25 protein-coding genes are annotated in these 26,944 nt (G+C 29.3%); 6 read left to right on the top strand and 19 right to left on the bottom strand.

Annotated elements, in window-relative coordinates:
* Nucleotides 1–117 precede the first annotated feature (117 nt).
* The 6 genes from ccsA to BM335_RS04620 form a co-directional block, all read right to left on the bottom strand.
* Nucleotides 118–921 (bottom strand): cytochrome c biogenesis protein CcsA, encoded by an 804-nt coding sequence (gene ccsA / locus BM335_RS04645; RefSeq protein ID WP_090223629.1) that lies wholly within the window; start codon nt 919–921, stop codon nt 118–120.
* Nucleotides 921–2,171 (bottom strand): cytochrome c biogenesis ResB family protein, encoded by a 1,251-nt coding sequence (locus tag BM335_RS04640; RefSeq protein WP_090223627.1) that lies wholly within the window; start codon nt 2,169–2,171, stop codon nt 921–923. Before BM335_RS04640 ends, ccsA begins: the two co-directional genes overlap by 1 nt.
* 58 nt (nt 2,172–2,229) lie before the next feature.
* Nucleotides 2,230–3,720, bottom strand: a complete 1,491-nt coding sequence (gene nrfA, locus BM335_RS04635; protein WP_090223624.1) for an ammonia-forming cytochrome c nitrite reductase — start codon at nt 3,718–3,720, stop codon at nt 2,230–2,232.
* Nucleotides 3,713–4,330 carry a cytochrome c nitrite reductase small subunit gene (nrfH, locus tag BM335_RS04630; RefSeq protein WP_090223622.1) on the bottom strand — a complete coding sequence of 206 codons (618 nt, stop codon included), beginning with the start codon at nt 4,328–4,330 and terminating at the stop codon, nt 3,713–3,715. The genes nrfA and nrfH overlap by 8 nt, the downstream gene beginning before the upstream one ends.
* Before the next feature lie 129 nt (nt 4,331–4,459).
* Nucleotides 4,460–5,497, bottom strand: a complete 1,038-nt coding sequence (locus BM335_RS04625) for an aldo/keto reductase (RefSeq protein ID WP_090223620.1) — start codon at nt 5,495–5,497, stop codon at nt 4,460–4,462.
* Nucleotides 5,498–5,667: 170 nt separating this feature from the next.
* Complete coding sequence (locus BM335_RS04620) at nt 5,668–6,855, bottom strand: phosphoglycerate kinase (RefSeq protein ID WP_090223618.1); 1,188 nt, start codon at nt 6,853–6,855, stop codon at nt 5,668–5,670.
* A 135-nt stretch (nt 6,856–6,990) separates the two neighbouring features.
* Between BM335_RS04620 and BM335_RS04615 the strand changes: the two genes are divergently transcribed.
* Genes BM335_RS04615 through BM335_RS04605 form a run of 3 tightly spaced genes read left to right on the top strand, consistent with a single transcriptional unit; the run spans nt 6,991 to nt 9,075 of the window.
* Complete coding sequence (locus tag BM335_RS04615) at nt 6,991–8,133, top strand: DNA polymerase III subunit (RefSeq protein WP_090223616.1); 1,143 nt, start codon at nt 6,991–6,993, stop codon at nt 8,131–8,133.
* 11 nt (nt 8,134–8,144) lie between these two features.
* Nucleotides 8,145–8,540, top strand: a complete 396-nt coding sequence (locus BM335_RS04610; protein WP_090223613.1) for a hypothetical protein — start codon at nt 8,145–8,147, stop codon at nt 8,538–8,540.
* A 10-nt stretch (nt 8,541–8,550) separates the two neighbouring features.
* Nucleotides 8,551–9,075 (top strand): hypothetical protein, encoded by a 525-nt coding sequence (locus BM335_RS04605; protein WP_090223611.1) that lies wholly within the window; start codon nt 8,551–8,553, stop codon nt 9,073–9,075.
* Between the two features lie 56 nt (nt 9,076–9,131).
* On the opposite strand, the gene BM335_RS04600 is transcribed toward BM335_RS04605, so the two are convergent.
* From BM335_RS04600 to BM335_RS04560, 8 genes are all read right to left on the bottom strand, one after another.
* Nucleotides 9,132–9,638, bottom strand: coding sequence for an OmpH/Skp family outer membrane protein (locus tag BM335_RS04600; RefSeq protein WP_090223608.1), 507 nt, complete (start codon nt 9,636–9,638; stop codon nt 9,132–9,134).
* 219 nt (nt 9,639–9,857) lie between these two features.
* Complete coding sequence (locus tag BM335_RS04595) at nt 9,858–10,724, bottom strand: class I SAM-dependent methyltransferase (RefSeq protein WP_245780605.1); 867 nt, start codon at nt 10,722–10,724, stop codon at nt 9,858–9,860.
* Between the two features lie 128 nt (nt 10,725–10,852).
* Nucleotides 10,853–12,724 carry a tRNA uridine-5-carboxymethylaminomethyl(34) synthesis enzyme MnmG gene (gene mnmG, locus BM335_RS04590; protein WP_090223606.1) on the bottom strand — a complete coding sequence of 624 codons (1,872 nt, stop codon included), beginning with the start codon at nt 12,722–12,724 and terminating at the stop codon, nt 10,853–10,855.
* Between the two features lie 76 nt (nt 12,725–12,800).
* Complete coding sequence (ybeY, locus tag BM335_RS04585) at nt 12,801–13,217, bottom strand: rRNA maturation RNase YbeY (protein WP_090223604.1); 417 nt, start codon at nt 13,215–13,217, stop codon at nt 12,801–12,803.
* A 3-nt stretch (nt 13,218–13,220) separates the two neighbouring features.
* Nucleotides 13,221–16,502, bottom strand: a complete 3,282-nt coding sequence (locus tag BM335_RS04580) for a DUF4175 family protein (protein ID WP_090223601.1) — start codon at nt 16,500–16,502, stop codon at nt 13,221–13,223.
* Nucleotides 16,503–16,546: 44 nt separating this feature from the next.
* Entirely contained in the window at nt 16,547–17,191 is a 645-nt protein-coding gene (locus BM335_RS04575; protein WP_090223599.1) for a response regulator transcription factor, read from the bottom strand.
* 9 nt (nt 17,192–17,200) lie between these two features.
* Nucleotides 17,201–17,980 carry a sensor histidine kinase gene (locus tag BM335_RS04570; RefSeq protein WP_090223597.1) on the bottom strand — a complete coding sequence of 260 codons (780 nt, stop codon included), beginning with the start codon at nt 17,978–17,980 and terminating at the stop codon, nt 17,201–17,203.
* A gap of 629 nt (nt 17,981–18,609) precedes the next feature.
* On the bottom strand, nt 18,610–18,999 hold the full coding sequence (locus BM335_RS04560; RefSeq protein ID WP_090223592.1) for a hypothetical protein: 390 nt from the start codon (nt 18,997–18,999) through the stop codon (nt 18,610–18,612).
* 496 nt (nt 19,000–19,495) lie between these two features.
* Here BM335_RS04560 and gltX point away from each other — a divergent pair, with 496 nt between their 5' ends.
* Complete coding sequence (gene gltX / locus BM335_RS04555) at nt 19,496–21,025, top strand: glutamate--tRNA ligase (protein ID WP_090223590.1); 1,530 nt, start codon at nt 19,496–19,498, stop codon at nt 21,023–21,025.
* Nucleotides 21,026–21,058: 33 nt separating this feature from the next.
* Here the strand turns inward: gltX and BM335_RS04550 are convergent, their stop codons facing one another.
* The 3 genes from BM335_RS04550 to BM335_RS04540 all read right to left on the bottom strand — a co-directional run bounded on the left by BM335_RS04550 (nt 21,059) and on the right by BM335_RS04540 (nt 24,364).
* Nucleotides 21,059–21,616, bottom strand: coding sequence for an acyl-CoA thioesterase (locus tag BM335_RS04550; protein WP_090223588.1), 558 nt, complete (start codon nt 21,614–21,616; stop codon nt 21,059–21,061).
* Nucleotides 21,617–21,707: 91 nt separating this feature from the next.
* Nucleotides 21,708–23,882, bottom strand: a complete 2,175-nt coding sequence (locus tag BM335_RS04545) for a xanthine dehydrogenase family protein molybdopterin-binding subunit (protein ID WP_090223586.1) — start codon at nt 23,880–23,882, stop codon at nt 21,708–21,710.
* Complete coding sequence (locus BM335_RS04540) at nt 23,879–24,364, bottom strand: (2Fe-2S)-binding protein (RefSeq protein ID WP_090223583.1); 486 nt, start codon at nt 24,362–24,364, stop codon at nt 23,879–23,881. Before BM335_RS04540 ends, BM335_RS04545 begins: the two co-directional genes overlap by 4 nt.
* Before the next feature lie 222 nt (nt 24,365–24,586).
* Here BM335_RS04540 and BM335_RS04535 point away from each other — a divergent pair, with 222 nt between their 5' ends.
* Both BM335_RS04535 and BM335_RS04530 read left to right on the top strand, forming a co-directional pair.
* Nucleotides 24,587–25,510 (top strand): SPFH domain-containing protein, encoded by a 924-nt coding sequence (locus tag BM335_RS04535; protein ID WP_090223581.1) that lies wholly within the window; start codon nt 24,587–24,589, stop codon nt 25,508–25,510.
* Nucleotides 25,510–25,827, top strand: coding sequence for a heavy metal-binding domain-containing protein (locus tag BM335_RS04530; protein ID WP_090223579.1), 318 nt, complete (start codon nt 25,510–25,512; stop codon nt 25,825–25,827). Before BM335_RS04535 ends, BM335_RS04530 begins: the two co-directional genes overlap by 1 nt.
* Nucleotides 25,828–25,897: 70 nt before the next feature.
* Here the strand turns inward: BM335_RS04530 and BM335_RS04525 are convergent, their stop codons facing one another.
* Both BM335_RS04525 and BM335_RS04520 read right to left on the bottom strand, forming a co-directional pair.
* Nucleotides 25,898–26,095, bottom strand: coding sequence for a Sec-independent protein translocase subunit TatA/TatB (locus BM335_RS04525; protein WP_090223577.1), 198 nt, complete (start codon nt 26,093–26,095; stop codon nt 25,898–25,900).
* A gap of 151 nt (nt 26,096–26,246) precedes the next feature.
* The gene (locus BM335_RS04520) at nt 26,247–26,921 is read right to left on the bottom strand and encodes a head GIN domain-containing protein (RefSeq protein ID WP_090223574.1); all 675 of its coding nucleotides are present in this window, start codon (nt 26,919–26,921) and stop codon (nt 26,247–26,249) included.
* Nucleotides 26,922–26,944: the final 23 nt, after the last annotated feature.

The raw sequence follows: 26,944 nt of genomic DNA, 5'->3' as shown, positions 1-26,944 counted from the left end.
TTTTATTAAACACCATTTGCGTTAAGGATTGAACGGTTTGTTTGAGCTCTTTTTTGATTTTTTCAACAAAAAAAAGCGAGTAGTGAAAGCCTGACCCAGAGGGGAACGCCCAAAAAGTTAATATTGCGTATAGGTATGCACACTTGTATTTGCAACTGGTAAATAGTTAACGCCAAACCAACATACCAATAAAACTACAAATGCCAACGCTAAAATGGTAAGTGCTTGTTTGCTATTATGCATATGAAAATGACGATAATGAATGTAAATTAAATAACCCATCCAAGTTAAAAATGCCCAAACTTCTTTAGGATCCCAAGTCCAATAATGCCCCCAAGCTTCTTTTGCCCAAAGTGCGCCAAACAGTAAACCAAGTGTTAAAAATGCAAAGCCTATATACACTAAATTGTCAGCCAATTTCAACGTTTCTATGTTGAAGTTTCCCTTGTAACTATCATACCAACCTTTTATAGCTACTATGCTTGATGCCGCCAACACAGCATATGAAAATAAATACACCAAAACATGTGGAATAAACCATGGACTTTGCAACGCTGGCATTAAGGTTTTTGAATATGTTTCTGGATTTAAATAATTAATTATCAAAAACATACTTGCCATTATAAAACTATAAGCTAAAAACCATTTATATTTCCAACGCGCGTATGTTACAAAACCAATTAATGGTAAAAAAGTAGCGTACCAAAGTCTAGTTTCGCCTAAAGTTCGCATTGGTGGTCTATCTAACTCTAACCATAATTTTACCACAAACAGCATCATTACAATCCAGCCAATTGCAAACATTGCAGTTGCAATTTTAAAAACTGATTGCTTTTTATAGGAAATAACTAAAAATAGTAAGCCAATAATCCAAAGGATTATAATTATTGAGCTATATAAAGGAAAATCTATCCACGTCATTATTCTTTATTTTTAGTTATTTTATTTCCCATCCAAAACATATAAATAGCGCCCGAAATCATCATAAAAATTCCGATATAGGTTAGTGGTAGCCAAGGGTCTTTTACCAGCTCTATAACGCTTAAATTACTCCATTTTCCCATTTTATCATCGTAACTTAACTGGTAAATTTTCCAACCATTATATTTGTATGGTTTATTTACTTCCAAAACTGTACTAATGCGATCTCCTTGTTTGGTTAAAATATCAATATCTGAACTGAATTTTTTCACTTCAGGAATGGTCATTACTATAGAATAATCTTCACTAATTTTTAAAGATTCGTATGGATAACGAAAACTCCCGCTACTAATCCAAGCTGTTTGGATTGAATCGTTTTCAATATTTTTAACTGAAATTTTTGCAGCTGGTGGTGAACCTATTTCGTTTACAACTTCATAACGTGATCCAAAGCGGATAGCATTTGGGAAAAATTTATCAATTTTAACTTCAAAATTATTAAAATAATAGGTTTCTCCTTTTTCTACTAAGTATAAATTTTTACCATCATTATGTGCAATGCTTCCATTTTTGTTGTCGACCAGTGCTAATTTTGGATTGTATTCATCAATTAAAAAATCTTTTAAATAAATGGCGAATGGTAATTCAACTTCATTTCTATTTTCATCGATAGCAATAAAATTAGCTTTGTTTTCATACACACTTAATGATAAACGTTGTAAATCACCCGTACCCAATATTCCTGCAATTAGGGCTAAAAATAAGCCGGTATGATTTAAAATAAATCCGAAATTAGACCATTTAAATTGTAAAATTCTTTTGATTGAAATTAAGCCTAAACACGTTAAAAATTGAAAAATGATTAATAAAAAAGCCCAATTGCTTGTAATGTGATTTAAACCTAAATTGTTTATAATGTTATTTTGTGAAGGAATTTGAGGTATAATTCCCATAATCATTACAAGCAAGGTAACTAATACAATACTTGAAATGGATGCCGGAACTTTAGTTAACCATCGGATAAGTTGGGTAGTATAAAACCACTTGTATAACACAAATAGTACTAAAATATAACCTACTAAAAAATATATATTAAACGGATAAGACATTGTAAATGCCTTATCTGAAGCAACAAATACTTCTAAAAAAAATCCGGTTACAATTAAACCAATTCCTATAAAAAAAGATTCAACGTAACCCCAAGGATTTTCCCAAAGACCACGTTGAATTTTGATATTATTTTCACTCATTTAATTAGTAGTTAGTAGTTGATACAAGTATATGAAAAAATAACTACTTCAAATAATTTTAATATTTTGCTTCTCTTTCTTTTGCAGCTGCTTTCCATTTTGGTAACAACTCTTTTTTGAAAGTTTCTTTTTCAGCTTTTAGTTTTTCAATATCTAAGCCAATAAACTTTTGAGCTGCTGCTTTTGTTTCAATTGCTGGGTATGGAATATCACCTTTAAAGCCTAATTCTGCTAACAATTTAGCTAATTTAATTCTGGTTTCTTGCGTAATATCAATCCCTTTACCAATAACTCTACCTAATTCAACTGGTGCATGGAAAGAACCTCCGTGTGATGCTGCTGCATAGTCCCAACGCCATTGACCAATTCGAATACCATGTAAAATATCTTTCATTTGAGCTTCTGTAGCTCCTAACTCCCAAGCTTTTCCAGCTTCTAAGTGCGCACGAACTAATAATCGCTCTAACTGATCACGGTTTTCAATTATTTTATCTTGATTATCAAAAACGTTTTTAATTAATTCCTCTTTCTCCTCTCTATGACAAACTTGACAAGAATTAGCCACATTGTTTAAAGGAGATTGAATGTGGTGATCTGTAAATTTTTGTCCACCTTCTGTTTTGTATGGCATATGACAATCAGCACAAGAAACACCGCGTTTTCCGTGAATACCCATTTTATAAACCTCATAACCAGGATGTTGTGCTTTTAACATTGGCGCTTTACTAATAGCGTGTGTCCAATCACTAAATTGAATATTATCATAATATTTTTCCATATCTTCAACTGTTTGACCTTCATCCCATGGAAAAACTAAATATGGTATACCTTTACTATTTGGTAAATCTTTATTAAAGTAATATTCTACGTGACATTGCGCGCAAACCAATGTACGCATTTCATTATGAGAAGCTTTTGTTATATCTTTTCCTTGACGTTGGAAAGCTTCAATTAACGCAGGTTGCGTGATGGTTAACTTCATAGATTTTTCATCATGACAGTTTGCACAACCAATTGGATTCACAATTTGCTCGCCTTTACTCGCCCATTTTCCGCTGTAATATTCATTTACACCAATTTCATTCATTAAACGTGGAACGTCTGGAGATTTACACGTCCAACAAGTAGAAGGCATTGGTCCATCATCTGGTCCAGTTGGTCCACCAGTACGTAATGTATTTGTTACATCATCAATAGCATATACGTGACCACGACCTTGATTGTAATCTTTAGAAAAACCATATCCAGCCCAAAGTACTACTAATCTTGGATCTTCGTCTAACATATCAATCATAGCATTTCCGTTATATTTTGAACGGAAGGTTGTATCTGCAGTTTGATAGTATGATTGAAATTCACGTGGAAAATTCTCTCCCCAAACTTCATTTCTTGGTTCTAATTTATTAATTTTTGCAAGCGGAGTATATGCAAACTTCGCCTCCATTTTACGAGTTGTTATTGAAGACACTAAAAGTCCTAACAAAAACACAATTACTAATGATGCTAAAAACAGCACCCAGTTTTTCCAAGGTTTTCTTGTATTACTCATCTTTTTTATCTTTTTTATTATCTGATTCTTTTAAATATTTAGCTAACCATTCTGGTACGGTTTCTTGATGTTCTTCTGGTATTTTTCCATAATATTTTACCGAAGATAAACTATGAACGCTTCCGTGAGGAACCTCTTGATGACATTCCCAACATTTACGTGTAGTTCTTAATTCTTTATGATCTTCAACCATAGCACTTAAAGCAGCATCGGTTACTTGATTTTCATGACAACGAATACAATTAGCTTGTACAACTTCAACTCCAGCCTCTTTCATTCTAATCACTTCTGGTTCAGTACGCGAAGTAAATACCGATGCATGGTATAAACCATCTTTTGCTTTAAAAAGGTATTTTTTAAAAAAATTATCTTGTGGTACATGGCAATCATTACAACTTGCCCACTCTCTATGCGAACTATTTTGCCAAGTTGTATATTGGGGTGTCATTACATGGCAATTGGCACAAGTTTTTGGATCGTCTGATAAATACGAAACTGCTTTTGATTCAATTAGTGCATATAATGTAAGACCTGACATGGCTCCCACTAAAATTATTACTGGCACAAGCCATTCTTTGGGTGGAATTAAAATTCTTAAAAGTCTTTTCATATTGCTAAAAAATTTTATAAAAGAGATTAGGATAATATTATCTCCTATTCATTTCTATAATGCAAATTTTATGCATTTTTTAACTTTAAACTATGATAAAAATCATATCCCATAAAAAATTATACTGTTTTATGGTGCTGGATTTGGTTGTAAATCTTGAATTTCATCTATTTTTTCAATAATTTCAGAAGAAAGTTCCACGTGAATACTACCAATATTTTCTTTTAATTGTTCAATTGTTGTTGCGCCAATAATGTTTGCTGTTAAAAACTCACGCTGATTTACAAATGCTAACGAAAGTTGAGCTAGGCTGATATTTAGCTCATTGGCCAAATCTTGGTATTTTTGGGTTAAAAATTGCGCTTGATTACTGCTGTATCTACTGTATTGAGGAAACAATTTTATACGAGAATTTTCTGGTAGTTTTCCATTTAAATATTTACCTGTAAGTGTTCCGAATGCTAAAGGTGAATATGCTAATAAGCCAACTTTTTCTCGCATTGCAATTTCGGCTAAATTAACTTCAAATAATCGGTTTAATAATGAATACGGATTTTGAATGGTTTTACAACGCGTTAAATTATTATAAGTACTTTCTGTTAATTGACGCATTAATCCCCAAGAGGTTTCATTAGAAACACCATAATGACGAATTTTTCCTTCTTTAACCAATTCGTCTAAAGTTTCAATAACTTCTTTAAAGTTATCTTCCCAAGCTTCGTTTGGGTGGTGTTTATAATTTCTTTTTCCAAAATAATTGGTATTTCTTTCAGGCCAATGTAGTTGGTAAATATCTACATAATCTGTTTGCAAGCGCTTTAAACTATTATTTATGGCTTCTAAAATTATTGGTTTTTTAAACTCCATGTTTTCTCTTATGTAGTTAAAATAATCATGCGGACCTGCAATTTTAGTTGCTACAACCAACTTTTCACGTTGTTGATTTTTTAACCAAGCGCCAATAATTCTTTCAGTACTTCCTTGTGTTTCCTTTCTTCCAGGAACTGAATATGCCTCAGCTGTATCAATAAAATTTACACCTTGCTCAACAGCATAATTCAATTGTTGGTGACCATCTTGTTCAGAGTTTTGTTCACCAAAAGTCATTGTTCCAAGGCAAATTTTACTAACTTTTATAGTGGTATTTGGTATGTTGCTGTATTTCATTTTACTAGTTTAAATGTGTAAAAGTTGAATAGTTTATTGGTAAATTTTTAAAGTGATAAAAGTAAAGAAAATAAGAAGATAAAAAAACCGTCACAGATTTTGAGACGGTTTTCATTTTATTGTTGAAATACGAAGCGTTTACACTTTTAAACCCTTCAACTATTAAACTTTTATTTCAATATTGCTTCAATTCCTGGTAAGGTTTTTCCTTCTAAACTTTCTAACATAGCTCCACCACCAGTTGAAACATAACTTACTTTATTTTCAAAACCAAATTGTTTTACTGCTGCAACAGAATCTCCACCACCTACGAGTGAAAAAGTTCCGTTTTTAGTTGCATTGGCAATTGAATTTCCAAGTGCAATAGTTCCTTTTGAAAAACTTTCCATTTCAAAAACTCCTAATGGACCATTCCATAAAATAGTTTTGCATTGGTTTACAACTTTATCAAATAATTCTCGAGATTTTGGACCAGCATCAACACCTTCCCAACCATCAGGAATATTATTTATATCACAAACTTGCGTGTTTGCATCGTTACTAAAAGCATCAGCAGCAATAACATCTACAGGAATATGAACTTGAACTCCTTTTTCTTTTGCTTGTTTTAAAATATCTAAAGCTAAATCTTGTTTATCATCTTCACAAATTGAGTCTCCAATTTTTCCGCCTTGTGCTTTAATAAATGTAAAACTCATTCCACCACCAATAATTAAGTGATCTACTTTATCTAAAATATTTTCAATAATTGTAATTTTTGATGAAACTTTAGAGCCTCCTAAAACCGCTAAAACTGGTTTTTCACCTTCTTCTAATATTTTTTTAAGACTGATTATTTCTTGTGCTAATAAAGCCCCAAAACATTTTGCTTCTGGAAAGAATTTAGCAACAATTGTTGTTGATGCATGCGCTCTGTGAGCGGTACCAAAAGCATCGTTTACATACACATCTCCTAATTTTGATAATTTTTCTGAGAAAGCTTCATCGCCTTTTGTTTCTTCAGCATAAAAACGTAAATTTTCTAACAATAAAACTTCGCCCATTTTTAAATTTGAAGCTGCATTTTCGGCAATTTCACCAACACAGTCTGAAGCAAATTTTACTTCAACTCCAATAATTTCAGAAACTTTATCTACAATATGTTTTAGTGAATATTTGTCTTCAACTCCTTTTGGTCTTCCTAAATGCGACATTAAAATTACGGCTCCACCATCTTCTAAAATCTTAATAATTGTTGGTTTTGCTGCTTCTATTCTAGTTGCATCAGTTACATTAAAATTTTCATCTAAAGGCACATTAAAATCTACTCTAATTAAAGCTTTTTTTCCTTCAAAGTTTATGTCATTTATTGTTTTCATAATTCTATTAAATTAGTATTACAAATATAAGTGAAATTATAGGAAAGCGTTCAGTTTTTTACGAAAGCGATTTCAGTGCAAATAATTAAAACTGAAACAATTTAAAAATTAAAAAAATGTTTTACTTTCGCTTTAATGAAGTTTTCTGAAATTTTAGGTCAAGAACATTTAAAAAGCCATTTAATAAAATCTACTGATAATGGCAGAATTTCTCATGCGCAATTATTTGTTGGCAAAGAAGGATCTGGCGTTTTGCCAATGGCCATTGCATATGCGCAATATATTTTAAGCTACAACAGTCCTAACAAAGAAGCAAGCGAGTTAAAATGCGAAAAATTAATGCATCCAGATTTACATTTTGCATTTCCTGTTGCCGCAAATGATGTTGTAAAATCACATCCGGTGAGTAATTTATTTTTAGAAGATTGGCGTACTTTTATCCAAACAAATCCTTATGGAAACCTTTTTGAATGGTTACAATCTATTGGCATAGAAAATAAACAAGGCATTATTGGTGTTGATGAAGCCGAAGAAATTGTAAAATCTTTAAAGCTAAAAAGTTACGAAGGTGGTTATAAAGTAATGATTATTTGGATGGCTGAAAAAATGAATTCTGCAGCCGCAAATAAATTATTAAAACTATTAGAAGAACCACCTGAAAAAACGGTTTTTATACTGATAACTGAGGATGATGAACAAATTATAACAACTATTAAATCTCGCTGTCAAACTTTACATTTTCCGTTATTATCTGAAGCTGATATTGCCAGAGGATTAATAGAAAGAGAAGATGCTGATCCGCCAATTGCAGCTCAAATTGCGCAACAAGCCGATGGTAATTTTAATAAAGCATTGCATTTATTTCATAACGACAACTCTGATGAACAATTTGAACAATGGTTTATTGTTTGGATTAGAGCCGCTTTTAAAGCTAAAGGAAATGCTACTGTAATACAAGATTTGATAAACTGGAGCGAAACCATTGCAAAAACAGGAAGAGAAACTCAAAAACGTTTTTTAAACTATTGTTTACAATTTTTTAGACAAGCATTATTGTTAAATTATAGCGCCGATGAATTGGTTTTTTTAGAGCCTAAAACACCAGGCTTTAAACTAGAAAACTTTGCTCCTTTTGTTCATAGCGGAAATATTTTAGATATTAATACCGAATTAAATGATGCTATTTATCACATTGAAAGAAATGGAAACCCTAAAATTATTTTATTGGATTTATCCATTAAATTAACACGTCTTTTACACATTAAAGAGGCTTCATAAAAACTTAGATTATGTCTATTTTTAATCAACATTCTGCCGAACTATTAATCCTGCTTTTTTTTATCATTACTTATATTTTTTCAGTAACCGAAAAATTAGCAGATTGGAAAGGAACAGTTGCCTATTACACCAATCATTTTAAAGGCACTTTACTAGAAAAAATGATGCCTCTTTTATTAATAAATATCCTGTTTTTTGAAACAATAACTTTTCTATTATTAGTAATCGGTAGTTACTTTTTAGCGTTTGAAAACTCATTAATTGTAGCAAAGATAGGTTTAGAACTTTCAGCTTTAACACTTTTAATATTTTTAATAGGACAACGCATTGCTAAGGATTATACTGGCGCAATGAATATTACAGTGTATTTTATTTTAAATTGTATTGGTATTTATTTATTAACTTAATATATTGATTATGAAACTTTTAGGAATAGGTTCACGCATTAAACATGAGGAATTTGGTTTGGGTGTAATAACAAATGTTAGCACCAAACATTATTGGGTAACTTTTATTGAAAACGGACTAGAAACGATAGATTTAGATAGCACTTTTGAAGTTATAGAAGCTGTTGAAGATGAAGTAGATACAATGAGTTTTTCTGAAGTAGAATCGATGCTCAAAAATATGTTAAAAAAATGGTCTGATATTTCTGAAATTGTGCCGATTGCTGATAAATGGAAAGGCGGAAAACTAATTTTAGAACCAGAAGATACTAATTTGCAAAGCAAAGAAATACCTATTGATACTTTTTTTCATAAAATTGTTATGGTGCGCGACAGAATTAGAGTGATGGAACAAAAAATAAATTCAAGCAATTTAGATGATCAAGACAAAGTTGATTTGCAACAATACATCACCAGAATATATGGAAGTTTAACCACCTTTAATATTCTGTTTAAAATTAAAGAACAACAGTTTACAGGTTCAAAATCAAACTAAAATAAAAAGCCCATTCAATAAATTTGAATGGGCTTTTTTATGAATCCATAAAATTCTTATTTAGAATACTCTTTGTTAAGCATTTCTAATACTTGTTTTGTTACATCTAAATTTTCATCACCATACATTACTGTACCTTTACCTGATGTACCAAAAATGATATTAAAACCATTAGATTTTGCATAAGAACCAACTAAGCTATCAACCACTTTAGTAATTGCTTCGTAACTTTCTTGGGTTTCAGTTTGTAATTCTTGAGAAGCTTGTTGTTGTTGCGCTTGAATAAATTGTTGCTCTTGTTGTAAAGCTCCTTCAGCTTCTGCTCTTTTTTGAGGAGACATAGATTGTGCTGATTTGTAATAATTTTGAACTTTAGCTTGAAAAGGTGCAGTTAAACTATCCAATTCTTTTGCTTTTGCCTCTTGTTTTTCCTTCATTTTAGATTCTAAAGCTATAGTTCCTTCATAATCTTTCATTAAAACTTCTACATCTACATATGCAACCTTTGTTTGGTTACAAGACGCTAAAACAACTGCAAAAGCTATTATTAGTAATTTTTTCATTTTTTATTATATTTTTATTAGCTATTTAAAATTCCTGCGAATATATGAACAAAAACCAAATTTATAGGAATTATTTTCAGTATTAATAATATTTATTAATAATTTTATTTCGATATATTTTATTTATTAAAAATGAATTTATTAAGCTTAATTTAAAGGCTTAAAATAAATTTCGAAACATAATTATCGTTTTAAGCAATAAAACAGCCTTAAATTGCTTTAAAATGAGTTTTTATCGCTTTTTAGCACATAAATCAATGAAGAATAGTTCATTTTTTTACTTGCTTTTATATTCGACTTCAATCCGATATAAAAAGCGTGTAAAAAATTACTTTTTCCTGTTTTATACTTTTCACTTAAAAGTGAAACATAAAAAGCATCAAACTTCATAGGAAGTATTTTTGTTACGCGCATTTGGTTCTTAGAAAATAGCATTTGAATAGATTTTTTTGAAAAATGCCATAAATGTCTCGGTACATCATAAGCTGCCCAAAATTGTTTGTAATATTGTGCATCAAAACTTTTGTAATTAGGAACCGCCACTACTAAAACTCCATTTGGTTTTAACAACTTTTTTAATTGTAAAATATAGGCTTCCAATTCCGGAACATGCTCTAACACATGCCAAAGTGTAATCACATCAAAACGTTCATTTTCTAATTCAAATATATTTTGATGAATTTTAGAAGTATTATCTAATTTTTTTAGCGCCAAATTTTTTGCACTTTCACTAGGCTCCACTCCTATTACATTCCAACCGTTTGTATTACATATTGCTAAAAAATCTCCAGTTCCGCAACCAACATCTAACAAATTTTTGGATGCTGTATTAAAAGAATTCAACAATTTCAACTTTTGATTTAGCGTATATTTTTTTACAAATTGATATACTTTATCAATGATAGATTTTTTAGAATCTGTATGTGAAATATATTCAGGACTTTCATAATAAGAAGCCAACTCATCAATAGATGGTTTTGGAATAGTTTCTAACATATCCAAATCTAAGTTTAACTTTAAATCAAATTTTTTATTTGAAACAGTATAATCTATACAAGTTAAAAAGGGTGCTTTAATAGTTTTCAAATTGATGAATTAATATTGAATATTAAAAAATATGCTGGCTTAGAAAATTAGTTTTTGTTTAGAAAAAATGACAAATAAATTTTTTTGATGTTGATATTTTTTTGATGTTCCTCGTGGAACATCAAAAATTATCTACCCATATAAACTAACAATACAGAAATATCACTCGGCGAAACTCCGCTAATTCTACTAGCTTGCGAAATGGTTTTTGGTTGAATCTTAGTCAACTTCTGACAAGCTTCTATTGATAAAGATTTTACCTTTTTAAAATCGAAATTATCTGGGATAATTACATTTTCTAAACGGTTTAATTTATCAGCTTGATTCTTTTCTTTATCAATATATCCAGAATATTTTACATGAATTTCTGTCTGCTCTATAATCTCTAAATCAATTTCATTTTCTTTAATAAATACCTGAACACTTTCTAACTTTTGCAAATCGGTAAAGTTTAATTGTGGACGTGCAGCTATCTTAAATAACTTCATGGACTGATCAATTAAAGCAGTATCATTCTCTTCTAAAATTGGATTTATTTCTTCAGGCTTAACACTTGTATCTTGCAAAAATTTGACAAACAAATCTGTTTTTTCTTGTTTAATTAACACACGATTCATTCGCGCTTTTGAAGCTAAACCAATTTCAAAACCAAGTGGCGTTAATCTTAAATCAGCATTATCTTGCCTTAATAACGTTCTATATTCAGCACGCGAAGTAAACATTCTATAAGGCTCTTCTGTTCCTTTTGTAATAAGATCATCAATTAAAACTCCAATATACGCATCGTTTCTTTTTAATATAAATGGATCTCTATTTTGAATTTTTAAGGAAGCATTTATACCCGCCATTAAACCTTGTGCCGCCGCTTCTTCATAACCCGTAGTTCCATTTATTTGACCAGCAAAAAACAATCCTTTAATTAATTTAGTTTCTAAAGTATGTGTTAATTGTGTTGGAGGAAAAAAATCATATTCAATCGCATAACCATATCTAAAGAATTTTACGTTTTCAAATCCAGCTACTTTACGTAATGCTTTATCTTGAACATCTTCAGGTAACGATGTCGAAAATCCATTTACATAAACCTCTACAGTATTCCAACCTTCAGGTTCAACAAAAATTTGATGTCTATCTTTGGTAGCAAAACGGTCAATTTTATCTTCAATAGATGGACAATATCTTGGACCAATACTTTTAATTCTACCATTAAACATCGGTGATCTATCAAAACCAGTTCTTAATAAATCATGCACCTCTTGTGATGTGTAACTCATATAACAAGAGCGTTGTTTTAACAACGGTTTCGTAGTAGTAGAATAAGAAAATTTTTCAGGATTTTCATCTCCAGGTTGTTCAATCATTTTAGAGTAATCTAAACTTCTCCCATCAACTCTAGGAGGCGTACCTGTTTTCATTCTTCCAGCTTCAAAACCAACTTTTACTAAACCTTCTGTAATACCAGTTGAAGCTTTTTCACCAGCTCTACCACCACCAAAAGTTTTATCTCCAATATGAATTAAACCATTTAAAAAAGTACCGGCAGTAATAATAACAGCTTTCGATTTTATTACAATTCCAAGCGTTGTTTTAACACCAACAATTTTATCTTCTTCAAAAACTAATCCATTTACCATATCTTGAAAGAAATCTAAATTGGTTGTTTGCTCCAACATATTTCTCCAAGTTTCAGCAAATCGCATACGATCGCTTTGCGCTCTTGGACTCCACATTGCAGGTCCTTTAGATTTATTCAACATTTTGAATTGTATCGCAGTTTCATCTGTTACAATTCCACTATAACCACCCAACGCATCAATCTCACGAACAATTTGTCCTTTTGCAATTCCACCCATTGCTGGGTTACAACTCATTTGCGCTATATTTTGCAAACTCATTGTAATCAATAAAGTTTTTGAACCCATATTTGCAGCTGCAGCTGCAGCCTCGCTTCCAGCGTGACCACCTCCAACTACAATTACATCATATTCCGTATTAAACATATTTAAAATAATAGTGTTCCACGTGGAACGTTATTGAAAATTAAACCAAATTAGTATTAATGTTCCACGTGGAACATTAAAGTTTATTAAATTTAGCTAAGCATTTATCTTCTTCATTTCGCATTGTAACAATATCTACCTCAGTTTTATCTTTATAACCAAAATAATGCAAAATCCCATGAATTAAAACCCTATTTAATTCATTATCAAGTGTTTGACAAAATACTAAGGCGTTTTCTTTCACTCTTTCAACAGAAATATATATATCGCCACTAATTAGTTTGCCTAACGTATAATCAAAACTAATAATATCAGTTAAAGTATCATGTTTTAGAAATTCAACATTTAATTTTAACAAATATTCATCATCACAAAAAATATAATTAATATCACCTTCTTCAAAACCGTACTCTGAAATAATAGAAGAAATCCATTGCTCAGTTTTGGATTCGTTTGCTAATTCAAAATCTGTTTCGTAATTAAATAAAATCATTTTTTACTGTTCTTCTGTTTTAAAATATTCTTGCACTTTCTTTTTATAAATTGTGCGCAAAGGTAATGATTGTCTGTTTAATATTTCATTATAATTAAAATACTGATTTTTAAGTTTCAATTTATCAATAGTTCTTTCTTCAAAAGTTTGAATATTAGTTTCAGATTTGCGCTCTTTATCTTCACCTTGCTCCCTTTTAGCTTTATCTAATTTCAATAATTCATAACTTAATTGTTGCATCCTTTGTACAACATCATCACTTAAACCTTTCTCTAATAAAACTTTTTCCAAAGCTTCCATAGCATTAACAATATCATTAGGACTATCAGCACCTCCACTTTTTTCTAACAACTCTTTTAAAGCTTCTTTTAAAAGTGATTGTTGTTTATAAATTTCATACAATTCATTATTAGATTGTTCATCGCCATTTTCACCTTCTCCATTTTTACCTTTTTCTTTCCCAGATTTGTCTCCAGATTCATTTTCATTTTTTAAACCTTCTTTCAGTTTCTGTGTTAATTCACCTTGTTTTTGAATGATATCTGGCAAACTAAATTCTTGCGGTTTTCCTTTTCCTTTGCCAAAATTAGGTGAAGCATTCATTAAACTTTCTAATAAATTACTTAATGAATTGGCTAAATTATTAGCAGCCGTAACCACAAATTGTTGGTTTGAAATTCCTTGCTCAATTAAATTTTCAGAAAAATTAGATAAGGATTCATCAATATTAAAATGAGCATCTGACACTTCCTTTTGAATAGACGAACCCATGCTGAAAATACGCAGAGACAACACATATAAACTATCATCTATATGTTCAAAATATACTTTTAACTTTTGCTGTTGTTTTAAGTGTTTCGGGAATTCAGTTTGATTAGTATTGGCATTGGAAAATTTATTCATTAAGTCTTCTTGCTGAAATGAAAACTCAATTAAATTCTCTACAATTTTACGTAAATCATCAATATCTTCATCTATAGATTCTCCTTCAGAAGCAGACATGGATTTCTCCAGAGATTTACTCATCTCCTTCATTTTTTTTGCAGCATTCTTCTGATTTTTTTTAGCACTTTCCGATTGTTGATTTTGTAAATCTTCTGACGCTTTATCTAAATTTTGACCAATTTCTTTTTTTAATGCACTGTTATCAGGAAATTTCATTGGACGTTTTAAATCGTTATTCTGTTTGTCCATTTCTTTAAAGTCCTTTTTAATAGCATCAAACTCATCATTAATTTTATCTTGCTTTTCTGGTAATTTATCAGAAGTCTCTTCTTTAGATAATTGCTCTTGTTTTTCTGAAAGTTTTTCTAATTTTTCTTTAATTTGATTTGCTTTTTGTTCTACATAAAAACGCTTAGTTAATTCTAAAATTCGTTCTAAACTTTGCTGATTTTGCTTATTCTTTTTTGTAATTTCTTTTAATTTTTGAACAAGATCTTCCTTCTGTAATTTTTCAGTTAATTCTTTTAACTCATCCAACATTTTTTCTTGTTTGGCTAATTCTTTTGCTTCTTGAATTCGTTTTTTTAATGCTTCTTTTTTTTCTTTTAGACTTTCAATTTTAGGTTGATCGGATAAATTTTTTTCAAACAGTTTTGTTTGTTCCTGAAATATTTGTTCATATTGATTTTGACGCTTAATAAATTCTTCTAATTTTTTTGTATCATTCCAATTTATATCGGCCTTTTTTTGTAATTCCTTTTGAAACTTTTCTAAATCCTCACTTGATTTTTTAGAATTATTTAAATCCTTTGAAAAAGTGTTTATTGCATCTTTCTGTTCTTTTAACAATTCGTCCTTAATTTCTTGAGTAGTTTTATTATAATAACTAAACAATTTACTTTTAGATTTCTTATTGCCATTTACAGCATCATTATCAAAAACTTCAAAATACATTTCATAATCTACACCTTCTTCAATAGAAATTCCTTCAGGAAACACATAATAAAAATCTGTAAAAGTGGATTTATTAATAGTAATTAGGTGACTTTTAATCGATTCTGGCTTGCTTTTATTATAATATACCAACTGTAATTTATTAACTCCATAATCATCACTTAATTGACCAATAAACTGTACTGGACCACGGCTAATAGAATCAATATCAGACTTTACTAAAATTTTTGGATATTCATCAGAAATAACATCAATAGTAAAATTTAATGATTCATGGTTTTTTAATTGCTGATTAGAAGTGGCAATATTGTATTGAATTGGTTTTAAAATACGTTGGGAATGTGTAAAATAATCTTTCGAGGCTTTTTTGAAAGAAAACGCTTGTTCATTTAAATTTTTAAAGGTGATATTTTCGGTTTGAGCTGTTTGAATTTGCCACGTCACATTTGTTCCTTGTGGAACAATTGCATTTCCTGTATTTTTAATTACTTCACTTTGCCTGCCAGTATAACTAGGATACCGTAAAACCATATTTAAATTAGAAATTACAGGTGCTTCAATTATATTAAGTTGATATTGTTTAGAAACAATTCCATTCGCTTCCATGGTAAAATTTACATCGGTTTTTACATTTAAAAAAGTATACTGAAATTTTCCTAAACTATTAGATTCTAGATAATAAGTTTCATCAAAAAAATTGATTTTAACATCTTCTGGTACAATTTTACCAACGGTTTCAATCTGTAAAGTAAAAGAATCACCTTCAATTACATTTAGCGAATTATTTAACACTACAAAAGAAAAAGGCGCTGGTGGTTCAAATTGCGTATTGTGTTTGATAACACGATTAAAACTATCATTAAAAATATTGATATTTCCTGTAACATACACCAAACCCCAAACTACAATTGGAATTAAAACATATTTAAGATATTTTTTGTTTTTTGAAAAATCTACTGCACGCACAAAAGGTATTGGCTGTAATTCTATAGATTTTTGAGCGATGCTTGCTTCAATCAATTCAGAACTTTCCTGAATATGATTTAACTGTAACATATTTAGTAATTTATCTTTAACTTCAGGAAAATATTTACCTATAATGTTTGAAGCTTCAAACTCAGTTATTCCTTTTTTTAAGCCAGTGAGCTTAAATATTGGAAACAAAATATAAAGCAAAAAAAGTCCAGTTTCAACCATTATAAAAAGCCAAAATAAAATGGTTCTAGCTAAAGGTTTTAGCCATAAAAAATATTCAATAAAAAGTGTAAAAATAAAATACAATAAACCTAATGTCAAAAACAATAGTAAACCTTTTATAAGTTCATTTATATAAAACTTTCTTATAAATTGTTGAAGTTTAACTTGTATGTTTTTAAAATTGCTCAAATTGTTATTTTAACCTATATAACGCTAAAAATAACAAAATTAGATTAAAGCAGTACTATTTTTTCTTTAATGGCGTATAAAACTAATCCAATACGTGTTTTGGCATTCAATTTATCAAAAAGTGCCTCTCTATAATTTTCTATAGTTTTAGGACTTAAACACATAACTTCTGCAATTTCTTTATAGGTTCTTTCAGAACAGGCTAATTTTAAAAATTCTACTTCTCGATCTTTCAAATTTATACGTGATTTTGTTAGTGTTATTCCTGCGGAATTCAATAATGTATTGGTTACATTTTCAGTATAATAAAACCCATTATTATAAACTTCAAGCAAAGCATGATGTAATATTTTTGGATGAATATCTTTTAATAAATAACCCTTTGCTCCTGCACGTAGCATTTGTAAAATAGTAACCTCATCACATTCCATAGACAACGCTAACACTTTAATTGTAGGATAATTATTTTTAAGCCATTGTGTAGCCTCAATACCATTCATTTGAGGCATTTTAATATCCATTAAAACAATGTGAGGAAATGTTTTTTCTGTTGAAAAATAATCGACTAATTCTTTTCCATGGTTTAGAACTTTTATTACATTAAACTCTTCATAATTAGACACTAAACCATTTAAAGCTTGAGAAAATAGCAGGTGATCATCAACAATAATAATATCAATTTTTTTCATTTTCAATTTTTATTTCAAACAACTAATGTACAATTTAGTTCCTTTATTTGCAGAAGATTCCAAATTAATATCTGCTCCAATTAACTTTCCTCTGCTTTTCATGTTTAACAAACCTATTCCTGTATGATTTTCAGTAGCATTTACATTAAAACCAACACCATTATCTTTCGCTATAATGATTAATGAATTGGAATTAAAATTTAAACTTATATCTAAGTTTTTGGCTTCAGAATATTTGAGTGAATTATTACAAAATTCTTGCAAAATTCTGAATAAGATAATTTCCTTTTCGTTTGATAAGTTAAATGGTTCATTAATAATTTTTAAAGAAGCATCAATTACTTTTAAACGATTAAATCGCTCTATTTCAATAGTTAAAGAATCAACTAATCCATTATTTTTAATAGTTTCAGGATTTAAAGATTTTGCTAAACCTCGTAATTCTTGCAAACTTTTACCAATTATTTCGCTAGTTTCAGCAAGTTTTTCTTGTTGATTTTCGGGTAAACCAATTTGAAGTATATTTAATTGCATTTTGGCAACCGATAATAATTGACCAACATTGTCATGAATTTCCCAACTAATATTTTGCAATGCCTGTTCTTGAATTTCCATTTTAGATTTGGTAATTTCTTCTTCAAAACGAAGCTGAGTTTCTCTTTCATTTAAAATAAAAGCAATCTTTTTCTTTTGAAAATAAAGAAAGAAAATAACTACTGTGAAACTTAAAATTAAAAGAACACTAGTTGTAACAATAATAAGAATATCAATTTCTTGTAAATTATACATTAAATTCTTTTTTACTTATCATAAAACCTGTAATAAAACAAATGCTAACAAATATGTTTAAAATAAAAGTTATGTACTTAAATATACCTCGATAATTAATTAATTCACCTATGATATAAGCTGGAATAAAACCAATGGCATATAAAAAAACCCCTAAACTTATCCAAAAAAACATGTTTTTTTTAACGTTCATTATTAAGTTGCTATTTAGCAATTCTGAAAAATACATTAATACAAAAACTATCATTAACAATTTACCAAAAACTATTAAATTTCTAAACATTTGAGTTGTATAATTCAAATAAAACAACCCCAAAATTATAAATACCAACAAAAATAAAATTAGAGAAAAAATCACAATTTTCTTTTTAATTTTTGCTTTTAATAAGCTATAAAAAAAATAAGAATAAAATATAAAGTTTACTACATTCCAAGTATTATAAATTACAGATGTATTTTTTCTCAACTCATAAGCAAAAACGGTTCCAACAACTTCAGTTAAAAAAGAATATCCTAAAAAAAATAAGAACAATTTTAAAGATAAAGAATGTTTAATCTTTTGATAATTATATATACCAAACAATATAATTATCAGATAATTTATAATGAAAAAATATTTTTGCATAATATTACTGTGGATATTCAGCTGAAGGCGGATCTCCTACTTGACCATCATTCAATGCATCTATATCAATAATATCAGAATTTTCATCTCCTCCATCAATATCCGATTTAATTTTTGCTTGAGTAGGTACAAAAAAAACGGTAGCTAAACCTTTTTTTGAAACATTATTAATTGAATTAGAATATGCGCCAAAATAAACTCTTAAACCATTAACATTTAAATCTTTAAGTTTAGCTTGTTCTTCAACATAACTAATGTAATTTTTTATTTCTTCTAAAGAAAACCAGCTAGAAATAGCATCTTTCTTACCTATGGCAATATCAATAGATTTGGTGCGCGTTTTAACAAAATTCTGATTTAACTCTTGCGCTTCTTTAAAATTAATTTTACTCATTTTTTAAAATTATAATTAGACGGATAAAGTTAAACTTTTCAAGTAAGTATTTAAAAAAATAATTTTTAGGGGGTTTTTCCCCTGCTAATAAAGGTTATTACCCTAATAAATTTATAAGAATATAAAGTACTTTTGGCTTATAGAAATTCTTTAAATTATGCTATTTAATAAGATCAACAATTCAAAAAGCTTCAAATTTATAGCTCTTTGTTTTTTCATTTTAATAATAGTAAGTTTAAATTTTTACTTATTAAATAAAGTAATTGGAGATTCAAGACCAATAATTAAAATTGAAAAAAGAATACATCTATAAGTAATTCATTGGAAACGTCCCCTTCCATTGTGTAAACAAATTCTTTTATGAATTTTAAAAGGGTACAAAAATCTATTTATTGGGCAGATTTTTAAAAGGTTGCTATTCAGCAGCCTTTTTTTTACAATAAAATATGCCTATTTCTTTTGATAAATTATCTTTGCACTCTAAAACTTGATAAAAATGACGAATGTAAGAGTACGCTTTGCTCCAAGTCCAACAGGACCTTTACATATTGGTGGTGTAAGAACCGCACTTTTTAATTACTTATTTGCAAAAAAAAATAACGGAACTTTTATTTTAAGAATAGAAGATACTGATCAAACCAGATACGTTGCCAACGCAGAACAATATATTATTGATGCCTTAAACTGGTGTAATATTCCTTTTGATGAAGGTCCAAACAAAAATGAAAAATTTGGTCCATATCGTCAATCAGAACGTAAAGAAATTTATAAAAAATATGCCGAAGAATTAATAGCTAAAGGTAAAGCTTACTACGCTTTTGATACTGCTGAAGAATTAGATTTTCACAGAGAAGATCACGAAAAAAAAGGAAAAACCTTTATTTACAACTGGCATAACAGATCAAAATTAACCAACTCTATTTCTTTATCTAAAGAAGAAGTTGAACAACGTATTGCAAACGGAGAAAAATATGTGGTTCGTTTTAAAATGTACAAACCTGAAATTGAAGGAGAAAAAGAAACCATTACTTCTAACGATTTAATTAGAGGTGAAGTTACTTTTAAACGTGAAATTTTAGATGATAAAATTTTATTTAAAAGTGATGGAATGCCAACCTACCATTTAGCAAATATTGTTGATGATCATTTAATGGAAATTACACACGTAATTCGTGGTGAAGAATGGTTACCATCAGTTCCACTGCACATTGCTTTATATGAAGCTTTTGGTTGGAAAGCACCAGAATTTGCGCATTTACCATTAATTTTAAAACCTATTGGTAAAGGAAAATTAAGCAAACGTGATGGTGATAAATTAGGATTTCCGGTATTTCCATTAGAATATAAAAACGAAGAAACCAATGAAATATCTAGAGGTTATAAAGAAGATGGTTATTTTGCTGATGCATTTATAAATATGTTAGCTTTATTAGGTTGGAATCCTGGAACTGAACAAGAAATTTTTACCTTACAACAATTATCGGAAGTATTTACTTTAGAGCGTGTTAGTAAAAGTGGCGCTAAATTTAGTCCAGATAAAACAAAATGGTTCAATCAACAATATATGATGCAAAAATCTGATGACGATTTAGCTGATTTATATGCCGATATTTTAAAAGAAAAAGGAATTATAAAAGATAAAAGTTATATTACTAAAGTAGTGTCACAAATTAAAGAACGTGCAACTTTTGTAAATGATTTTTGGGATTTAAGCGATTACTTTTTTCAAACTCCAAATGTTTACGATGAAAAAGCAGTAGCTAAAAACTGGAAACAAGAAACTCCTGAATTAATGCAAACATTAATTTCTATTTTAGAATCTATTGAAGATTTCAACTCTTTAACAATTGAAACCACTGTAAAAGAGTGGATTACAAATAAAGAAATTGGTTTTGGAAAAGTAATGCAACCTTTTAGATTAAGTTTGGTTGGCGCTATGAAAGGTCCTCACCTATTTGATATTGCTGAAATGATTGGCAAACAAGAAACTATTGCTAGACTAGAAAAAACTATCAAAACATTTTAATAAAAAAGGGAGCAAATTAAATTGCTCCCTTTTTTATTTATATCCTTCAATGTCAATTCTTACATTGTAATCTTTTAAAGCATGTTTATATTTTTCTGGCTCAAAAGCTTGTCGGCTAAATTCCAATTTACGCTCATTTCTCATTTTAATATGTTTTATAGAACGTAAAAAACGACGCATATCATTTAAATTTGATAAAACTAATCCTGGAACTTGAACAGTTTTGCCAGTTTCATCTTTTGCAACCATAGAAAAATATGACGAATTACAATGTTTTACAACTCCTGTTCTAATATTTTGCGATTCTACTCGTATTCCAACAACCATTGATGAATGCCCCACATAATTAACCTTTGCTCGCATTGTAACCAACTCACCTACTTCAATCGAATTTAAAAAATCTACCCGATTTACAGAAGCTGTAACACAATATTGACCTGAAAATTTTGAAGCCGAAGCAAATGCTGCTTTATCCATTAATGATAAAATAAATCCACCATGAATTTTACCACTAAAATTAGAATGCGATGGTAACATTAATTCTGTTAATATAATTTCTGAATCTTCAGGTTTCTTAAATGTACTATTCATATCAAAATTAAGCTACTTTATTTTTAAAAATTAAATAGTAAATCTATATTTATATAAATTATTATGCAAACCTAATTACATAATTAATACTCTATTTTAAAGCATCTAAAATACGATTTGGAGTTAATGGCATCTGATATACTCTTGCGCCACAAGCATCAAATACAGCATTTGCAATGGCGCCACCAACACAAATTATTGCAGGTTCTCCTCCACCTTGCGGTTTAGCATCCATTTTATCTATAAAAACACAAGTGATTTTTGGAGTAACAGAAAATTTAGTAATAGTATAATTATTAAAATTTCGAGCTTTTATTTTTCCTCCATTAAATTCAATATCTTCATACAAAGCATATCCTAATCCCATTGTTAAGCCTCCTTCTGTTTGCACCGTTGCTCCATGTGGATTTACAACTTGCCCCATATCTTGAGCGCAAACTAAGTTTATTGGAGTTACTTTTCCCGTAATTTTATCAACATGAACTTCAGCAATAATAGCAACACAAGTTCCTGCATCTTCACCTAAAGCAATTCCGTAACCGTGACCATCTTTTTTAGCCCTTTTCCAATTAAACGTATCTGCAGCTAATTGTAAAGTAGCTTTCATATTTTCATTATTTAAATTATTGAGCCTAAACTTTAATGGATCAATACCAAATTTAAATGCTACAACATCAAAATGTGATTCTCGTGCAAATGTTGTTGAATTATTTCCTGGCGCTCTCCAAGCTCCAGTTTTAAAGGGATGAACACTTTTACTATCTGATTTACTTGTGTGACTATTACCTCTAACATTTTTTTCGTTAAACATGCTAGTTTTATTATTGGGAACATCATAAAAAAGTTTAGTTCCTCTGGTTCCAGCGCAATAAATATCAAATTCCCATAATTGAAGCTTTCCATGTTCATCAACTCCAGCTTTTACTTTCATTAAAGCAGCAGGTCTAAAATTATCAAACATAAATTCTTCTCTTCTACTCCAAACTAATTGCACAGGTTTATTACAAGATTTTGCAATTTTAGCGGCTTCAATTGCTTGTTGATTATAGATTTTTCCTCCAAAACCACCACCTAAAAATATTTGTTTAACATGCACTTTCTCTAAAGGCATATGAAGTTCAGTTGATAATTGGTCACGTAAACCAAATGGTGTTTGTGTAGATGCCCAAATAATTAATTTATCACCTTCAAAATAACAAGTTGCAGCATGGGTTTCCATTGCGGCATGTGCTTTATAACCATCATAATATTCAGCTTCTACAACTGTTTTTGAAGCTTTTTTCCCAGCTTCTAAATCACCTTTTTCTTCAAATATTTTACTATCTGTAATAGTGTTATTTAAATGTTCAAAAATTGTTTTATCGGTTGCTTGTGCCTCTGGAGCATCCCAAACAACTTTTACTTTTCTGGCTGCCTTGTTAGCAACATCTGGATTTGAATGCACAACAGCAACCAAATCGCCATCTTCAATCAATTCAACACCTTCAAAATTTGATAATTCAGCAGTATTCACACTTATTTTTTTAGAACCAAAAACATCTGGTCTAATAACTGTAGCATACACCATTCCAGGTAATTTTATATCTCCAGAATATTGTGCTTTACCGGTAACTTTTGCAATAGCATCGGTACTAATTATTGGTTTTCCTATTACTTTAAAATCTTTTGATGATTTAATTGCAGGTTTATTTTTTAAGGTTTCAACAATCTTTTTCCCTTTGGTAAGTTCAGCATATGTTATTTTGGTTGTTTCGTTATTTAAAACACAAATAACACCATTTTTAGTAACTAAATTTTCAATAGGTTCTTGTAATTTTTCAGCAGCAAATTTTAATAATATTTCACGGGCTGCTGCTGCTGCTGCTCTAATTACAGGATCTGCAAATCTGGTAGTTAATGATCCCCAAGTTCCTGCATCATACGGACATAATTCGGTATCGCCCATAATCATATCTACCATTTGTATTGAAACTTCTAATTCTTCTGCAACAACTTGAGCTAAGGAGGTAATTATACCTTGTCCCATTTCAATTTTACCTGTATAGCAATTCACTCTACCATCTTCTTTTATGTGAATGTAGGCGTTAAAATCTAGCTCTTTTTCGCTGTTTGAAGTTTGACTCCAGCCTTGTAATAGAGATAATTCACTTAAAGAAAAAATAACAATAATTCCCTTCCCTAATGTTTTTAAAAATTTACGCCTATCATAAATTACAGGTTGGTTAACATCACTAAAATATAACTCGTCAATTTTATCAGGTTTCATATTTTTACTTTTTCATTTAACTCTTTAGCTGCTTTTAAAATAGCATCAATAATTCTATTATAAGAACCACATCTGCATAAATTTTCTTCCATTCCATCTAACACTTCTTGTCTGGTAGGCGTTGGATTTTTTAATAATAAACCATAAGCGTTTAATATCATTCCAGGTGTACAAAAACCACATTGTAGTGCATCTAATTCTACAAATGCTTTTTGAATTGGGTGTAAATCACCATTTTTAGATTCTAATCCTTCAATGGTTGTAATTTCTTTATTTTGAACATCTTCAACCAAAATCATACAAGATCTGATGGCTTCATTATCTATTAAAACAGTACAAGCACCACATTGCCCAATGCCACATCCATATTTAGTACCTGTTTTGTCTAAGTAGGTTCTAATTACTGTTAATAATGTTTCATCACCAAAAACATCTACAGAAACCACTTCTCCATTTAATTTAAAATTGACTGCTTTATACATTTTAAAATCATTTTATTCAATCTTTAAATTTAACTAATTATTTATAAAATTAATTTAGCTTTTGTAATTTATACTAATTATTAATTAGCAAAAAAATAGTTTTTAACTTAAAATGTAACTTATAGAAGTTTTGATATACATATAGTTATAATTTGTTATAATAAAACTTATAAAAACATTGTATCTTTAATACTTAAATTATTAATCTTTAAATTTTGAAAAATGATTGGAACATATTTTGCTATTTTTATTATAGTAGTAATTGTATTATCAGGGCTTTTTACTGTTAAGCAACAAACTAATGCCGTGATTGAACGATTTGGAAAATTCACTAGCATTAGAGGTGCTGGTTTACAACTTAAAATTCCTTTAATAGATAAAGTTGCCGGGCGTGTTAGTTTAAGAATTCAACAATTAGATGTTATTGTTGAAACAAAAACGAAAGATGATGTATTTGTACATTTAAAAATTTCAGTTCAGTTTTTAATTCAAAAAAATCATGTTTACGATGCTTTTTACAAACTTCAAAATCCACATGAACAAATAACAGCCTTTATTTTTGATGTTGTTCGTGCTGAAGTTCCAAAAATGATTTTAGATGATGTTTTTGAAAAGAAAGAAGAAATTGCCTTGGCTATTCAACGTGATTTAAAACAAGCTATGTTAGATTACGGTTATGATATTATTAAAGCACTAGTTACTGATATTGATCCAGATGAAAAAGTGAAAATAGCCATGAATCGTATTAATGCAGCAGAACGTGAAAAAATTGCTGCACAACACGAAGGTGATGCACAACGTATTTTAATTGTAGAACGTGCTAAAGCAGAAGCAGAAAGTAAACGTTTACAAGGTAAAGGTATTGCTGACCAACGTAGAGAAATTGCACGTGGTTTAGAAGAAAGTGTAGATGTATTAAACAGAGCAGGAATAAATAGTCAAGAAGCATCAGCATTAATTGTAATTACACAACATTATGATACTTTACAAAGCATTGGTTCTGATACAAAATCTAATTTAATTTTATTGCCAAATAATCCAAACGCCGCAAGCAATATGTTAAATGATATGGTTACTAGTTTAGTAGCTGCAAATAAAGTACAAGAATCTTCACATGAAAATGAAACTAAAAAACCTAAAAAATAATGATTTTAAGCACAACAAATACCATTGAAACACAACCTGTTAAAAATTATTTAGGAATTGTTACAGGTGAAACCATTATTGGAGCAAACATATTTAAAGATTTTTTTGCTGGAATAAGAGATATTGTTGGAGGAAGATCTGGTTCCTATGAAAAAGTATTACGTGAAGCAAAAGATACTGCCTTAAAAGAAATGCAAGAACAAGCTGAAAGGCTTGGTGCAAACGCTGTTATTGGAATAGATTTAGATTATGAAACCGTTGGTCCAAACGGAGGAATGTTAATGGTAACTGCTTCTGGTACTGCAGTTAAAATATAAAATAAGATAAATTATTTACAAAAAAACCTGTGAAATTCACAGGTTTTTTGTTTTAGTTTAATTGTAATAACTAGTCTTTATCATCAATTTTTTTTTCTGAATCTTTATCATCATCAGAAGAAGCCTTTTTAAATTCCTTAATACCACTACCAAGTCCTTTCATTAATTCAGGGATTTTTTTACCTCCAAATAATACTAATATTAATACTACAATAAGTATTACTTGTGGAGCTCCAATAACTCCTAAAAATATATAAAGTGAGTTCATATTTTTTAAATTTTAAAGTACAAAGATAGTAATTAATTCAAAACCAATTGTAACTTTTATAAAACTGAAATTAATTTATGTTTTATTTAAGAAAAAAGCGTTTTGTATATTTTTTTTTACAATTAAATAAACCTAAAATAGTGAGATTTAATTAATTCATAGATTTTATGGTTCCTTTTACTACGGTTTTAGATTTTAAAACCTCTGGCGAACCTTCATATAAAATTGTGCCACCAAATTGTGCTTTTGCATCTAATATTTCAGAAGCTCTAACTTCAGCAGTAGAACCAGCTGCTGAATTTACAATAGTTTGTTTACTTTGTAAATCAAATCCATAATAAATACCACCAGTATTTGCTTCAACAGTTTGATTATCAGTATTTCCAGTTAAAGTAATAATTCCTCCTGAAACTGTTTTAACAGACAAATGTTTTATTTGAACATTTAAATTAATTTTAGCACCTTCTTGTACTTTAACTTCTAAATGTTGTTGATTAATTACTTCATCTGATATAATATGAGCACCTTCATTAGCATCTAAAATTGCAATATTATTTGCATAATATAAAACGATATTTGCATCCTCAGCTATAAAACTTTCAGGAAATTTTAAACGAATTTTTAAAACTCCATCGGCATTTTTTATAGAAACATCATCGGCTTGTGATCCAGAAATTTCAATTTTTGAACTTGATGATTGTACTAATTTAACAGTTAAACCATTAAATACTTTAAGTTCATTAAAATCACCTAAATTGGTTGTAATTGGTTCTTGTGCAAACAAAGTTGCACTAATTAATAATAATAATACAGTTAATTTTTTCATTTTATATTCCTTTATAAGTTATA

This window comes from Lutibacter maritimus (assembly GCF_900116115.1).
Classification (GTDB): Bacteria; Bacteroidota; Bacteroidia; order Flavobacteriales; family Flavobacteriaceae; genus Lutibacter; species Lutibacter maritimus.
This window is presented reverse-complemented; position numbering and strand designations above follow the sequence as displayed.

Bases quoted from the DNA above. Each gene is read 5' to 3' on its own strand.
- ybeY (WP_090223604.1), bottom strand. From the start codon at position 13,217: ATGATTTTATTTAATTACGAAACAGATTTTGAATTAGCAAACGAATCC.
- BM335_RS04600 (WP_090223608.1), bottom strand. From the start codon at position 9,638: ATGAAAAAATTACTAATAATAGCTTTTGCAGTTGTTTTAGCGTCTTGT.
- BM335_RS04525 (WP_090223577.1), bottom strand. From the start codon at position 26,095: ATGAACTCACTTTATATATTTTTAGGAGTTATTGGAGCTCCACAAGTA.
- BM335_RS04545 (WP_090223586.1), bottom strand. From the start codon at position 23,882: ATGAAACCTGATAAAATTGACGAGTTATATTTTAGTGATGTTAACCAA.
- BM335_RS04610 (WP_090223613.1), top strand. From the start codon at position 8,145: ATGTCTATTTTTAATCAACATTCTGCCGAACTATTAATCCTGCTTTTT.
- BM335_RS04570 (WP_090223597.1), bottom strand. From the start codon at position 17,980: ATGTATAATTTACAAGAAATTGATATTCTTATTATTGTTACAACTAGT.
- BM335_RS04560 (WP_090223592.1), bottom strand. From the start codon at position 18,999: ATGAGTAAAATTAATTTTAAAGAAGCGCAAGAGTTAAATCAGAATTTT.
- BM335_RS04540 (WP_090223583.1), bottom strand. From the start codon at position 24,364: ATGTATAAAGCAGTCAATTTTAAATTAAATGGAGAAGTGGTTTCTGTA.
- nrfH (WP_090223622.1), bottom strand. From the start codon at position 4,330: ATGAAAAGACTTTTAAGAATTTTAATTCCACCCAAAGAATGGCTTGTG.
- BM335_RS04625 (WP_090223620.1), bottom strand. From the start codon at position 5,497: ATGAAATACAGCAACATACCAAATACCACTATAAAAGTTAGTAAAATT.
- BM335_RS04575 (WP_090223599.1), bottom strand. From the start codon at position 17,191: ATGAAAAAAATTGATATTATTATTGTTGATGATCACCTGCTATTTTCT.
- BM335_RS04550 (WP_090223588.1), bottom strand. From the start codon at position 21,616: ATGAATAGTACATTTAAGAAACCTGAAGATTCAGAAATTATATTAACA.
- BM335_RS04535 (WP_090223581.1), top strand. From the start codon at position 24,587: ATGATTGGAACATATTTTGCTATTTTTATTATAGTAGTAATTGTATTA.
- BM335_RS04615 (WP_090223616.1), top strand. From the start codon at position 6,991: ATGAAGTTTTCTGAAATTTTAGGTCAAGAACATTTAAAAAGCCATTTA.
- BM335_RS04640 (WP_090223627.1), bottom strand. From the start codon at position 2,171: ATGAGTGAAAATAATATCAAAATTCAACGTGGTCTTTGGGAAAATCCT.
- BM335_RS04530 (WP_090223579.1), top strand. From the start codon at position 25,510: ATGATTTTAAGCACAACAAATACCATTGAAACACAACCTGTTAAAAAT.
- mnmG (WP_090223606.1), bottom strand. From the start codon at position 12,724: ATGTTTAATACGGAATATGATGTAATTGTAGTTGGAGGTGGTCACGCT.
- BM335_RS04605 (WP_090223611.1), top strand. From the start codon at position 8,551: ATGAAACTTTTAGGAATAGGTTCACGCATTAAACATGAGGAATTTGGT.
- BM335_RS04520 (WP_090223574.1), bottom strand. From the start codon at position 26,921: ATGAAAAAATTAACTGTATTATTATTATTAATTAGTGCAACTTTGTTT.
- gltX (WP_090223590.1), top strand. From the start codon at position 19,496: ATGACGAATGTAAGAGTACGCTTTGCTCCAAGTCCAACAGGACCTTTA.
- ccsA (WP_090223629.1), bottom strand. From the start codon at position 921: ATGACGTGGATAGATTTTCCTTTATATAGCTCAATAATTATAATCCTT.
- nrfA (WP_090223624.1), bottom strand. From the start codon at position 3,720: ATGAGTAATACAAGAAAACCTTGGAAAAACTGGGTGCTGTTTTTAGCA.
- BM335_RS04620 (WP_090223618.1), bottom strand. From the start codon at position 6,855: ATGAAAACAATAAATGACATAAACTTTGAAGGAAAAAAAGCTTTAATT.